General features: G+C 58.4%; 11 protein-coding genes. 8 read left to right on the top strand and 3 right to left on the bottom strand.

Annotated elements, in window-relative coordinates; all coding sequences use genetic code 11:
* Nucleotides 1-54: 54 nt before the first annotated feature.
* From FYJ43_RS00345 to FYJ43_RS00335, 3 genes are read right to left on the bottom strand one after another with little or no spacing between them, the layout of a single operon-like run.
* A complete protein-coding gene (locus FYJ43_RS00345) occupies nt 55-525 on the bottom strand; it encodes a GyrI-like domain-containing protein (RefSeq protein WP_154562011.1) in 471 nt (156 codons plus the stop codon).
* Nucleotides 525-1364 carry a lysophospholipid acyltransferase family protein gene (locus FYJ43_RS00340; RefSeq protein ID WP_154560987.1) on the bottom strand — a complete coding sequence of 280 codons (840 nt, stop codon included), beginning with the start codon at nt 1362-1364 and terminating at the stop codon, nt 525-527. Before FYJ43_RS00340 ends, FYJ43_RS00345 begins: the two co-directional genes overlap by 1 nt.
* A 1-nt stretch (nt 1365) precedes the next feature.
* The gene (locus FYJ43_RS00335) at nt 1366-2175 is read right to left on the bottom strand and encodes an SDR family NAD(P)-dependent oxidoreductase (protein ID WP_154560985.1); all 810 of its coding nucleotides are present in this window, start codon (nt 2173-2175) and stop codon (nt 1366-1368) included.
* A gap of 137 nt (nt 2176-2312) precedes the next feature.
* Here FYJ43_RS00335 and FYJ43_RS00330 point away from each other — a divergent pair, with 137 nt between their 5' ends.
* The 8 genes from FYJ43_RS00330 (at nt 2313) to FYJ43_RS00295 (ending at nt 13542) form a co-directional block, all read left to right on the top strand.
* Nucleotides 2313-3104 (top strand): deoxyribonuclease IV, encoded by a 792-nt coding sequence (locus FYJ43_RS00330; RefSeq protein ID WP_154560983.1) that lies wholly within the window; start codon nt 2313-2315, stop codon nt 3102-3104.
* Nucleotides 3105-3176: 72 nt separating this feature from the next.
* Nucleotides 3177-5111 carry an AMP-dependent synthetase/ligase gene (locus FYJ43_RS00325; RefSeq protein WP_154560981.1) on the top strand — a complete coding sequence of 645 codons (1935 nt, stop codon included), beginning with the start codon at nt 3177-3179 and terminating at the stop codon, nt 5109-5111.
* Nucleotides 5112-5203: 92 nt separating this feature from the next.
* Nucleotides 5204-6496 (top strand): anaerobic sulfatase maturase, encoded by a 1293-nt coding sequence (locus tag FYJ43_RS00320; protein WP_229771540.1) that lies wholly within the window; start codon nt 5204-5206, stop codon nt 6494-6496.
* Between the two features lie 398 nt (nt 6497-6894).
* Entirely contained in the window at nt 6895-8355 is a 1461-nt protein-coding gene (locus FYJ43_RS00315; protein WP_154560979.1) for a sugar porter family MFS transporter, read from the top strand.
* Between the two features lie 42 nt (nt 8356-8397).
* Complete coding sequence (locus FYJ43_RS00310) at nt 8398-9936, top strand: sulfatase-like hydrolase/transferase (protein WP_154560977.1); 1539 nt, start codon at nt 8398-8400, stop codon at nt 9934-9936.
* Between the two features lie 110 nt (nt 9937-10046).
* Nucleotides 10047-11150, top strand: coding sequence for an ROK family protein (locus FYJ43_RS00305; RefSeq protein WP_154560975.1), 1104 nt, complete (start codon nt 10047-10049; stop codon nt 11148-11150).
* Between the two features lie 431 nt (nt 11151-11581).
* Nucleotides 11582-13057 carry a PTS fructose transporter subunit IIC gene (locus FYJ43_RS00300; RefSeq protein WP_154560973.1) on the top strand — a complete coding sequence of 492 codons (1476 nt, stop codon included), beginning with the start codon at nt 11582-11584 and terminating at the stop codon, nt 13055-13057.
* 23 nt (nt 13058-13080) lie between these two features.
* Entirely contained in the window at nt 13081-13542 is a 462-nt protein-coding gene (locus tag FYJ43_RS00295) for a PTS sugar transporter subunit IIA (protein WP_154560971.1), read from the top strand.
* The last annotated feature ends 24 nt before the right edge of the window (nt 13543-13566 follow it).

Genomic DNA, 13566 nt, shown 5'->3' with positions numbered 1-13566 from the left:
TCTGGCTATGCCCGGGCCGCTATGCTTGGATCTTGAGGCGGTAGCGTCGACGGCTCATGCGATGGGGAAGCACACGTCGCAGACCGGTTCCTCCATGCCGGTGGTGTCCCAGTCGGCCCAGTAAACCTCACGTGGTGCGCCATTGCGCATGAGGCCGGCGTCTTCAAGCCAGGCGTCAAAATCGTCGTAGAGATCGTCGATGTCGGGGTACTCCAGTTCGGCCTTGGTCACCGTGATCCAAGCTTCTCGGTGGGCCTCAACGGTGCGGATAGCGACGTCGTGGGGCACGTCATCGAGAGTGCCCTCGATGGGTTGGCATACTTCGACGGTGCCGTCGTGATCGGCGGTGAGACCATTGTGATAAATGACGAACGGGTGAGCGCTGCCGAGGTTGCCGGATGCAAGGCGTTCTAGGGTCTCGAAGGCCTCTTCTACAAAGGAGGCGAGGACGTCGATGGACACCACCCGAGTCATCGAGACGACGGGGCAGGCTTCGACCTGCCTGATGTTGACCGGGCGATCCATCATGAGCCTCCGCTCGGCCTATGAGGGTTGGTGGGCGTCGATTTTTTGCCGGTAGACGCTGTGCGGCTGGTTTCAGAGGACTGGCTCAATGCGCGGTGGCGTCCGTACTCGTCAAGGGTTGGCATACCGTAGGCGCGGGCGGTTTGGTCGTGCAGCTCGATGACTTGGCGACGAATCCGTTCGGAAAACTCGTGGGCGATCTCACCGGGAACGGGGTCCATAGGATGCCCAATAGCTACGTGGACTGGTGGCCGTCCCTTTGGCAATCCGGCTTGCTCCGACGGCATGGCCGCCCATGCCCCAACCAACGCAATGGGAATAACCGGAACACCGCGCGAGATAGCTAGCGCGGCAGCGCCCGGCTTGAAGGTTCCCATGGCACCGGTGCGGGACCGGGTGCCTTCTGGGAAGATGAGTAGGGGGACGCCGTCTGTCAATAGGGACCCAGCCATGCCGCGGTGAGAACGGGGACTACGCGCGCCCTGTTTACTTTTACCTTTCCCCCGATCAACCGGGAAAGCGTTGAAGAAGAGAACCGGAGTTATGGCTTTCCACCATGTGGTGAAGAAATAGTCTGCGGCGGCGCCTGTGGCTAGGTACTTGGACAGCCGCTTGGGCAGTGCCCCGAAAACGAGCGGGGCGTCGAGGTGAGAGGAATGGTTGGCGACGGCGACGTATGCGCCGTCGAGCCCGTCGAGGTTGTCGACACCGTGGACGCTAACTTTGACGACCCTCCACACCAAAGGGCGTAGCAGCAGCATATTCGCCGCTTGCCGTGTCACGGCGGACAGGTCATTGGTGTACCGGCCTCGGTCCTTATTGGGTTTGACGCTGGCCATCTCAGGCCTCGCCTCCCGGAGTGTGTCGAGGATGATCGTCTTTGTCTCGTGACGAGGACAGGGTTCGCGACAAGAATCTCATAGCGGAACGTGGGGTGTGCGTGGCTACTGCGATGAAGAACTTCCAGAGCGGAGTGGGAATGGACACTACTTTGCCATGATCAAGGTCATTGAGGGCCTCTCGGACGAGGAGCTTGACGTCGATCCAGAAGAAGTCCGGCAGATGGTTGGCTGTGACGTTGGCGCGGGAATGGAATTCGGTGTGGACCCATCCGGGACACAGCGCCATCGCCGTGACGCCGGTGCCGGCTAGTTCGTTAGACAGCCCTTCGGTAAAGGTAAGTACCCACGCTTTCACGGCCGAGTAGTTGCCGGTGTTGATCCACGCGCTTGACGACGACAGGTTGAGAATGCCCCCATGACCGCGGGCCTTCATCGCGCGTCCGGCGGCTGCCGAGAGCACCAAAACTGCCCGCATCATGACCTCGAAGGCACGGTCCTGCAATTCGAGGGCGTCAGGGTCAAGAATCTTCGCATGCACCGCGAACCCGGCGTTGTTGACCAGCAGGTCAATGGGGTGGTTGGGATCTTCCACTCGGGCGGCGATCCGGTCGACGTCCTCGCGACGTGACAGGTCTGCCGCAATGGTCTCGACGGAAACGCCGTAACGGGCTTCAATGTCGGCCTTAATCGCGGCCATCCGCTCGGAATCGCGGGCGACGATGACGATGTCGTCGCCGCGGGCAGCCAGTTGGGTGACGAATTCGCGGCCAATACCTGATGTTCCGCCCGTGACCATGCTCGTTGCCATACTGCCCAATCTACGGCACTGCGAGGATAGTCACCATCATCGGAGCGACTTTCGTCAGCGTTCCGCGATAACGCGCGACCAGTCAGCAACCACCGCCGGAGCTTTGAGCGTGCATCGTTTGATGGCACAGTGTGGGCATGACCAAGTGGACTATTGGCGGTCATGTCGACGCCGCCGACGCCGTGGCACAGGCGGCGGCACGTCAGGCCAACGTCGCTCAGATTAGTTTGGGAGACCCAAAGTCGTGGAAGAAGCCGGTCTGCGACTACCCAGGCGGCTCGCAGGCATTGCGGGAGGCGGCAGGGGAGGCTGGATTGACGTTAGTCGTGCATGCCGCGTTCGTTATTAACGTCGCTTCCCTCAATAACCGTATTCGTATTCCCAGCCGCAAATTGTTGCAGCAAACCCTTGACGCTGCTGCCGACGTCGGTGCGATGGGGGTTGTCGTCCACGGTGGCCATGTGCGTGACGGAGAGTCGATTGAGAAGGGACAGGACAACTGGCGCAAAGCTGTTGACGGGCTCGAAATGCCGGTGCCGCTGCTGGTAGAAAACACCGCCGGTGGCAACAATGCGATGGCGCGGTTCCTCGATCGGTTGTCGGGCACGTGGCAGGCCATTGGTGCCGCGTCGGGTCATGAAAACGTGGGGTTCTGCCTGGATACGTGCCATGCATACGCTGCTGGTTTGGACATGACCAGCGTGGTCGACGATGTCCGTGCCATCACCGGCCGGATCGACCTTGTCCATGCTAATGATTCACAGGGTGGCGCCGGATCGGGGCGGGACCGTCACGCCAATCTCGGTGAAGGGCAGTGCCACGGTCTCATCGACGTCATCCGTGCTGCGCAGGCACCCGTGGTCGTGGAGACTCCAGGAGGCGCTGAAGGTCAGGCTCGCGATATTGCCTGGTTGCGTGAGCGGTTGTGATCGGCGCCTGCACGGGGTGATCGCGGGACACTACGATGGGGATCGAGTCCACACCGGCAAGGGAGAACGGTCATGACAATGAGCCCACGTCAGTCCCGCAGGGCTGAACTTGACCCGGCCGGGGAGCTTCTCGGCCAACCTGTCCCTGGGGAGGACCTCGCTGAGAGTCACCTCGCCCACATGTTCCGTGCCACGGTTGCCACGCATGGTTTTAGGCCCGCGACTCGAGTCCGTCAGGGCGATCAGTGGATTATCCGTACGTATGCCGAGACTGGGCGCCGCGTTGCCGGGCTCGCCCGGGCGTTTGTTACTCCTGGGTTGCTTACCGAAGACGGTCTGCAGCGCGGGGACCGTATGTCGCTGTTTGCCGGTAATTGTCCGGAGTGGATCGAGGCTGACCTTGCGGGCATGACGATAGGCGTTGTCCCGGTGCCGATTTATCCGACGTCGACTCCTGATCAGATTGTTCACATCGTCACTGACGCTGGGGTTCGCGTCATCGTGACGGCTGGCCGCAAGGAGCTTAACCGTATCCTTGAGGCTCGCGACAAAATGCCCAGTTTGGAGACGGTGATTCTCATAGACCCGGCTGATGGGGTTGGTGAGCATGACGGTTTGACGGTGCTCTCGCTGGAACAGGTGCGCCAGGCCGGGGTTTCTGACAAGATGCAGGCAGTCGTTGACGAGCGCATGGGACAGTCAAGTGCTGACGATGTCGCCGCTTTGATCTACACCTCAGGAACGACGGGTGAACCCAAGGGGGTCATGATTAGCCATCGGGGCGCGTTGGCCGAGCTCCAGGCCCTCGACGCTTTCTTCGATTTCAGCCCGGCTGATCATTCCTTGAGTTTCCTTCCGCTGTCGCATGCCTTGGAGTGGGGATGGTCGATGGTGGTGATCCGGCACGGCTGCCTCAATACCTTTGTGCCTAACCCCAAGACAATCTCGACGATGCTGGCTGACGTTCGTCCGACCCTTTTCGTCTGTGTGCCGAAGCTGTATGAGCAGGTCATGAATGTGGCCCGTGAGAAGGTTTCCGATTCTCCGGTCAAGCTCAAGATTTTTGAATGGTCGCTCGACGTTGGCCGTGAATGGTGGCAAACCCACAAGGAGGGACGGCGCCCCAGCGTATCCCTGCAGGCGCGTCACGAGGTCGCCGATCGGCTCGTCCTCAAAGCGATTCGCGACGCCCTCGGTGGACCGAAGACAGTGTTGGCGGCTGGTGGCGCGCCGCTGCGCAAGGAGGTCGAGGAGTTCTTCGCTGCATGTGGGCTGCTGGTATGCCAAGGGTATGGGTTGACGGAGGCCTCGCCGCTTGTAAGTTTCAACTCTCCGGGCGGGTGTAAATTCGGCACGGCCGGAAAGCCGTTGGTCGGTAGTCAGATGGCTACGACCGAAGAAGGGGAAATTCTCTATCGCGGCCCTAACGTGATGAAGGGATATTGGAAAGCTCCTGAGGCGACTGCAGCGGCGATTGAAGATGGTTGGTTGCACACTGGCGACATTGGTCATATAGACGACGATGGTTTCCTTGTCATCACTGATCGTCTGAAGGATATTATTGTCACCCTCAATGGCAAGAACATCTCTCCTCAACCGATTGAGAATTCACTGATGAAGGATCCGCTCTTTGAACACGCGGTGCTGCTGGGTGATAATCGTCCGTGTCTGACTCTGCTCGTCAAACCGTCATTGCCGCAGGTGGAGGAGTTGGCTGAGAGATTACATATCACCTCGATGACGGCTTCTGAGATGCTGCGTTCTGAGGAGCTGGCGGAGGAAATTCGTCGTCGGGTCGCTGAGATCACTGAAAAACTGCCTCATCAGGAGCAAATTCGTGACTTGCGAGTGTTGTGGGACGAGTTCACCACAGACAATGGTCTGCTCACGCCGACTCTCAAAGTGCGCCGACGCGAGGTGGAAAAGAGATTCACCGAAATCGTGGAAGACATGTACACACGGATTGCGATGCGTCGGAAATCTAGTAGGGGGAGCTCAAAGAGCTGAACTCAGTTGATGATGCTTGTTACATTGGCGTGAGCATCGGTACAGGTTTCTTCTGAAGAATTATCACGAGTAATAAGGTGGCGGAAGGGATTATGGCTTCCCCGACGGACATGAGTTCTGGGCCGCTTATGCGTAAGCGTTTACCACTGTCAGTAGTGGCAAAGCCGACTGGTGCGGCGTGCAACCTGGACTGCGAGTACTGCTTCTTTCTGTCTAAGGAGTTGCTCTATGACGCACCACGTCAGCGGATGGATGATGACACCCTGCGTCGCTACATTGCGGAATTCTTAGCTGCCAGCAATGACGGTGAGGTCATGATGCTGTGGCAAGGTGGTGAGCCGACACTTCGGGGTTTGCCATTCTTCCGACGGGTTGTTGAGCTCGCTGAAGAATACCGACGCCCACGTCAGAAGGTTACTCACGCAATTCAGACGAATGCCACTCTTATCGATGACGACTGGTCGACGTTCTTGGCAGAGCACGACTTTTTGGTGGGCGTATCCATTGATGGCCCTAGGGATATGCATGACGCATACCGAAAAAATCGCGGTGGGCGCGGGACGTATGACATGGTTCTTCGCGGGTATCATCTTCTTCAAAAAGCAGGGGTTCGAACTAACATTCTGTGCACTGTTAATGCTGCTAACCAAGATCATGGAGTGGAGGTCTATCGGCATTTTCGTGACAATTTGGGAGCTCGCTACCTCCAGTTCATCCCCATCGTCGAGAGAGTTAACGACGAGGACCTTGCGGTAGCTGAAGCAGGGTGGCGGACGGCATCAGGCCAGCGTCTTCTTTACCGTCAAGAAGGTGCTGCCGTGACGTCGCGGAGCGTCGATCCTATGGCATACGGGCGATTCCTTGCTGAGATTTTTGAGGAATGGGTCCGCCACGACGTTGGCACGGTGTTCGTCCAGGATTTTGATGCCGCACTGTCGGCCATGTTTGGGATACACCCGGTGTGTGTTCATGCGCCACAGTGCGGAAATAACGTCGCCATGGAATTCAATGGTGATGTCTATGCCTGTGATCACTGGGTTGAACCAGACTGGCGTCTCGGATCAATTCGGGAGAAAACATTCCCAGAGCTGGTGTCAACCGATGTTATGCGTGAGTTTTCAAAGAAAAAGAATCTTCAACTGACTCAGCAATGTCGCCGCTGCCCGCACTTGAGGATGTGTCAGGGTGGATGCCCTAAGGACCGTTTCACTACCTCGGTTGATGGTGAAGCGGGACAGAATTATCTGTGCCCTGGGTATGACCACTTCTACTCGTCAATCCGGCCTGACATGGTCGCCATGGCACGACTGGTGCGCGCGAACCGAGCACCGGCGGAGATCCTCGATCCTCAGGTGCGACGCAGCTTGCGTCCCTCGGCTCGGTGACGCCGGGCGCTGTGACCAACAGGCCCGCCTACGCTCCCGGACCCCGGGTGTGCGCGTGCGTACTGTGACTACAGGTCGCGTTACTTATATCTCTGACGTCGGCTCTCAGCGTGGCCCCGCCCTCGGAGCTGGTGGCAAACTACGCAGGGTCGCTGCGTTCCCACTGTCGAAAAAGATCGGTTGCGCCTGGGAACGGTCACTGCAGTACCCGTGACGTTGCTGTGGCGGTGTTTTTCGATACGGGGTGCATCTAGATATGTGTTATTTCTCTCAGATGGCGCCTTCTTGATGCCCGCGGCTGCGGTCAAAAATCCCCCGCTCCTATCGTCCATGCATCGCCGGGCGACGTCGGTGTCGCCCGATCTGCGATCAGATCGAGCACCAAAAGGAGCGAGTGGATGTCCACCTCGACTAATTCCGTCGCCACAGGAAAGAGAGGCGCACCTCTCGAACCGCGTCGCGCCGCCGCCCGGCGCTACGCCACCTCACTAGCGGTCATCGCCACCCTCGGACCGTTCTTCTACGGGTTTGAAGGTATGGTCCTCAACGGCGCAATTAAGGCCGTGGGATCCGAGTTCCATCTGGGCGCCTTTGCGCAGGGTGTTGCCGGTTCCGCTGGTATCATTGGCGGCCTCATCGGCGCTATTTTCGCCGGACGCGTTTCCGACCGCATCGGGCGGCGTACCACATTGCTATGGGTTGCACCATTCCTCCTATTCGAGGCTGTGCTGGGGGCTTTATCTCCCTGGCTGGGTGGATACGCCTTCCTCTTGCTGTGCCGGATTGTTGGAGGTATCGGCTTCGGCGCGGCCACCACAGTCGCTCCCGGCTATGTCGCCGAGATCGCGCCCGCCGACATTCGCGGCAGACTCATCGCTTTCCGTCAGCTCGCAATCATCTTGGGCCTCTTCTTTGCCGGCACAATCAATATCATCGTCTCCCGTAGCGCCGGCGGCACTGCGGCGACTCTCGCCCTCGGCCTCAAAGCGTGGCAGTGGATGTTCCTATGCTTGCTCATTCCTGCGATTTTCTACGCCATCATGACGGCCCGGATTCCCGAATCCCCGAGGTGGCTCGTCGCTGCAGGCCGTGGTGACGAGGCCGCCACGGTTCTGTCCAAGGTCACCGGCGACACCGCCGATGAGGCTCAAGATCGCGTCGAGGCGATTCGTCAGACATTGGGTGCCGAGGAGCGAACCTTGGGTGTGCGTGCCGTCATGAATTCGCAGTGGAAGGGACTCGTTTTCGTCGGCATGGCCATCGCAGCATTCCAGCAACTCACCGGTACTAACGGCGTCTTTTTCTACTCCAACACGCTATTCGAAGCGGTTGGTTTCTCTGAGGACATGGCTCTACAACAAACCCTCCTCATCACCTGCTTCAAGGTTGTCGGCGTCGTTTCCGGAATCCTTCTGGTGGATCGCATTGGTCGCAAGCGGATGCTCATCTGGGGCGGTACTCTCATCTTCATATCGCTGGGCGTCGTCGCCCTCGTCTTCACGATTGCGCCTATGGGAGAGAACGGGCCGGACGTCGCCTCCAACCCGTTCCTGGGATTCCTTGCCGTCGCCGCCTTGTGCTGCTTCCTACTCGGATTCACCTCATCCTGGGGGCCGATCTTCTCGATCGTCATGGGCGAGATGTTCCCCAACCAGATCCGTGGTGCGGCAATGTCCATGGCCTCTGGTGCTGACTTCTTCGTCAACTTCCTGGTGGTCCTGCTCTTCCCGTTCCTCGTCTCTTGGTCTCCCGCCGGCACCTACTGGCTCTACTGCGGCTTCGGCATTCTCGCCGTTATCTTTACTGCCCGTTACCTCCATGAGACGGCTGGTAAAGAGCTCGAAGAAATGGGCGCCTGAGCGGCGTAGGGCACGTACATTCATCACAGAAAGGAACGGATCATGACTGAGAACGTCACCGGGAAGACCCGTGAGCGCGATATTCCCGATAACGTCCGCAACGTTCTGGTCATCATGACTGACCAGCATCGCGTCGACACCATTGGTTGTTTGGGGAATCCGCATGCCCACACGCCTGTCCTCGACGAGATGGGCAACAACGGCTTTGCCTTCACTCACTGCTTCACCCCGACCGCAATCTGTACCCCGGCCCGTGCATCCCTCATGACCGGACGCCTGCCGATCAAGCACCAAGTACTGGCGAATCCAGAGTGGAATATCGCGTACCAGACTGATATCCCCCTTGACGCGTGGACATACACTCAGGAACTCCACGACAACGGCTATAACGTCGGAATCGTAGGCAAGTATCACTGTGGTGCCAACCTGCCGTCAGCGTTCGGGGCTGATGACGACACCTACTGGGGTGCTGAGAATCCAGTCGGCAACGAGAAATATGTTGCGTGGCTCAAGGAGAATAACCTTCCGCCGGTTAAGGCCCATGACTTGTGGCGTGGGGAATTGCCCGGTAAGCGCCCCGGTCACATCATTGCAGCTCGACTAGACCAGCCTGAGGAGGCCACTTTCGAGCGATTCCTGGCGGATCGGGCTATCGGGCGCCTGCGCCACTACGCCAAGGATTGGAAAGACAGTGGCAAACCGTTCTCCCTTGACGTCCACTTCTTTGGGCCCCACTTGCCGTACTTCCTGCCTGACGAGTGGTTTGACCTCATTGATCCCGATGACGTCACTCTCCCAGAGAACTTTGGCGATTCCCTTATCGGCAAGCCCCCGGTTCAGCAAAATTACGCGACCTACTGGTCAACGTCGAGTTTTAGCAACGACCAGTGGCGCAAGCTTATAGCGGTGTACTGGGGTTATGTAGCCATGATCGACTTCGAAATTGGCCGGATCATGGATGCCGCGCGGGAACTCGGGGTGCTCGACGACACCGCAGTGTTTTTCACCGCAGATCACGGTGAATTCACGGGGTCACACCGGATGAATGACAAGGGACCGGCTATGTATGACGACATTTACAATGTCCCATTCATTGCTCACATTCCGGGAGTCTCAACAGTGGGGCGTTCTGACGCTTTCGTGTCCCTTATTGACCTCACCGCCACCGTCATGGACATCGCCGGCCTCGACCCGGCTCTAGTACCTGACGGCCGCTCCATCGTCGATCTCACGCGCGGCGACGAGGTGCCGGGGTGGAGGGAGAATATCGTCTGCGAGTTCCACGGCCACCATTTCCCGCTGCAGCAACGTATGCTGCGCACCCGCGAGTTCAAACTGGTCATGAACCACGAGTCAGTTAACGAGCTTTACGATCTACGTGTTGACCCAGCCGAGATGAATAACGTCTACACGGTTCCGGTCTATGACGAGATTCGGCGTGAATTAGCTAAGGAGCTGTACCGCCAGTTGCGGGAAAGGGGGGACCACTCTTTCGCCAAATGGATGGCAGCGATGGTCGACTTTGACGTGCCGCTAGTGAATACCGCCAGATCTGACCTCGACGAGGTCATCTCGGACTGATTGCTGCGACTACATTTTTGCCCGCCTGAGAGTCAATACTCAGGCGGGCAAACGCGCATTTTGTGACACACTGAGAGCATGTGAGAAAGGTCGGTGGAAGGGAGGCGGCAATGGAGTACCTCACTCGCCCTCAGGCCGAGTCGTTGGAGCAGCGGATCATTGGGGCGCTATCGACGGGGTCATATACCCGGGCGGAGTTGTGCGACGTTCTCGACGTTTCCCGTCCGGTTCTTGGGCGGGCCCTCGACGCGTTGCGGGCCCAGGCGGTCGTTGATTACCTGCCTGATCCCCACCCGCATGGCCGTGGTCGTCCGGTTGAGAAATTGGCTTTGAGGCCGGGGGTGGTAGCTGTCCTCGGCCTCGATATCTCGCGTTCTCAGGCCCTTGCGGTGGCTCTCGACCATCAGGGTTGCTGTGTCGCTCAGGTGTCTCGCAACCGCGATGCAGCAGGTCAATGGGAGGAAGACCTAGCCAGTCTGGGTGAGTCGCTCGCTACAGAAATGGTGCATTGTGGGCTCGAGACCGATTACGTCACGGCTATTGGTGTGGGATTGCCGGTGCCGGTTGGGCGCGGCGATGCCTATGCGTCAAAGGTCGTCTCACTGACGAAACGGTGGTGGAACGCGCCAGTTATCGTCGATAACACCATTCGGATGGCAGCCCTCCGGGAGGCGCGAGACGGTGCGGGTGGCGGGGCCGCGGAACAGTTCTACGTCCATCTTGGATGGGGAGTTGGCGGATCAGTCATTGTGGCCGATCATGTTCGTGACGGGGCGACGGGGTATGCAGGGGAACTGGGTCACGCTCGGGTGCCTGGCTCGGATCGACGCTGTTACTGCGGAAAGACGGGCTGTCTTGAGACAGTGGCCTCCATACCGGCCGTATGCCGGGCCGCCGACGTGGACGACCTCGATGCTTTGGCTGAGGCCCTGGCACGAGGGGAATCGAAAGCCCGCTCTGCCTTGCGAAGCGCGGCGGAATCAATTGCGTGTGTCAGTGCTGCAGCGGTGCTTCTTATGAGCCCTTCGCGAATTGTTGTTGGGGGTGAATTGACCCACGCATGTCCCCGCATCGTTGACGACCTTCAAGAGGCATTGACTGCGGAGCTGATACCAGGGGTGCCGTGGGATATCGAAGTGGTTCCGGCGATTCTTGACGACGATGGTCGGGCGATGGGAGCTGCCATTGCGGCTCTCACGTACGCCAAGGGTTAAAGCAGTCGGCCTCTCCGATACCTGAGTGATGTCGAGCCCTAGAAAGTGGTGGGTACTTTTGTCAGCTCGGAAGCAGTGGCGGCCCGTCAGTGCTGAATGGGCCTCTAGCGCGGGAGTTTTCGTCAATGTGGTGCTGCGCGGGGTGAGTGAGATCGTGTGTACCTGGTTGGCGCCGCATCTGACATGCATAGCGTATGCCCGACGTGCCTTGAGTGTGGTGGGCGACTGCGGGTGAGCCGGATAACGGACCAGAATTTATCGCCTATGCCCTCAGAGCCTGGGCTACCTCAGCCCACGGCAATACGCGGGATAATGGAAACAAGACAACACGGTCAACACGTCAACCAAGTGGACCTAAATCTTAGGTCGCTCCAGTGCGTCACGTCTGTGTCCGGTGACAGCACGATGAGTGCTCCCCATCAAGGAGAACAATGAAGAAATACGTCGGAATTACAGCATGTCCGACCGGTATTGCCCATACGTATATGGCTGCCGAGAAACTGGAAGAAACCGCCAAAGAGGCCGGTGCCCAGATCAAAGTTGAGACTCAAGGATCAATTGGTGTCGAGAACGAGCTCACTGCCGACGACATTCGCGAGGCTGATGCCGTGATCATCGCTGCCGATACCGAGATCGATCTGTCTCGGTTTGACGGCAAACGAGTCTTAGTGACTGGTGTTCAGGATGGCATCTCACGGCCAGCCGAGTTACTGGAGCAAGCCTTGGCTGCTCCGAGACGTGGCGGCGGACCCTCCGGCGAGTCTGTCGCTGAAGCGGGGGTCACCGCGATCAGTAATGATGGCAAGGAGTCTGTTGGCCACACCTTCTATTCGGCCCTTATGGCGGGCGTGTCTCACATGATTCCATTCGTAGTTTGCGGCGGCATCATGATCGCGTTGGCTTTAGGCATCGGTGGCAAACCTACTGCTGGCGGCGTCGCCGTGCCTGAAAACAGCTTTTGGCAGACCATCTTGCAGATTGGCACCCTGGCTTTCTCCCTCATGATTCCGGTACTAGCGGGATTTATCGCTCAGGCCATTGCCGACCGTCCTGGTCTGGTCGTCGGCATGGTTTCAGGGTTTATTGCTAATAGTGGCGCACAGTTCCCTTATCTGACGACGACGGCCCCGGACGGCACAAAAACGGGTCTCAACACCGGATTTATTGGTGCCATAGTCATCGGCTTCATCGCTGGCTACGTCGCCAAATGGATGAGAAAGATCCCGTGGCACGAGTACGTGAAACCGATTGTGCCAATCCTTATCGTCCCGATTTTCGGTACTGCAATCGTCTCACTGCTGTACGTCTACGTACTTGGCCGTCCGCTAGCTGCGCTTTTTAATGGATTGACCAGTTTCTTGGCCAGTATGACGACGTCCTCGATCGCGATCCTTGCCATCATCATCGGCCTCATGATCAGCTTTGACATGGGAGGCCCTGTCAATAAAGTTGCTTTCCTCTTCGCCGGAGGCATGATCGCTGTTGACCAGGGCAAGGTTATGGGGCTGGCCGCAGCCGCCATCCCGGTCGCTCCGCTCGGTATGGGCCTTGCCACCCTTCTCGACCGCCGCTTATTCTCCAAGCAGGAGCGTGACGCGGGTATCGCAGCGCTGTTTATGGGGCTGTTCGGCATCACTGAAGGTGCCATTCCTTTTGCTGCTGCTGACCCGGTTCGTGTGATTCCCTCAAACATGGTGGGTGGAGCCGTCGCAGCTGTGTTAGCGGGTGTGTTTGGCGTCCATGACGTTGTCATGCATGGTGGCCCGATTGTTGGCGTGCTTGGGGCGTGCAAGCCCCTGCTCGGATTCTTCTCAGCGATACTCATTGGGGCTTTGGTGACAGCTTTCATGTCCCTGGCCCTCAAAAGACTTTCCGCCCGCAAAAAAGACCGCGCGGTTACCGCGTGAGTCGAATGAAAAGGAGTTACGACATGGCTACTATCGCAGATCTACTCAGCGAAGGATCTATTGATCTCTCCCTTGTTGCAGGAAACAAGGACGACGCCATTGAAAGAATGGCCGACCTCATTGATGCCAGTGGTGCCTTGATTGATCGCGACGTTCTTATCAAGGCTGTTCACGCTCGTGAGGATGCGGGGACCACCGGGCTTGGCGACGGCATCGCTATCCCGCATGGTAAATGTGACGGCGTCGACCGTCCGGCATTGGCTTTCGCTCGTAGTGACGAAGGTGTGAACTGGGGAGCCCCAGACGGTTCATTGGCTAACCTCGTCTTCCTTATCGCTGTTCCCGAAGCTGCCGCTGGTAACGAGCACTTGCGGATTCTGGCTTCGCTAGCTCGTTCCTTGGTGAAGGCAGACTTCCGCAACCGCCTTATGGCGGCCACAACGCCTCAGGAGGTTCGCCAGATCTTGGCCGGTATCAGCGCTTGAGGATCCGGCGATGCGTGGCGGCGC

This window comes from Cutibacterium porci (assembly GCF_009696315.1).
Classification (GTDB): Bacteria; Actinomycetota; Actinomycetes; order Propionibacteriales; family Propionibacteriaceae; genus Cutibacterium; species Cutibacterium porci.
Note: the sequence above shows the minus strand (reverse complement) of the source record. Positions and strands in the feature narration are given on the sequence as shown.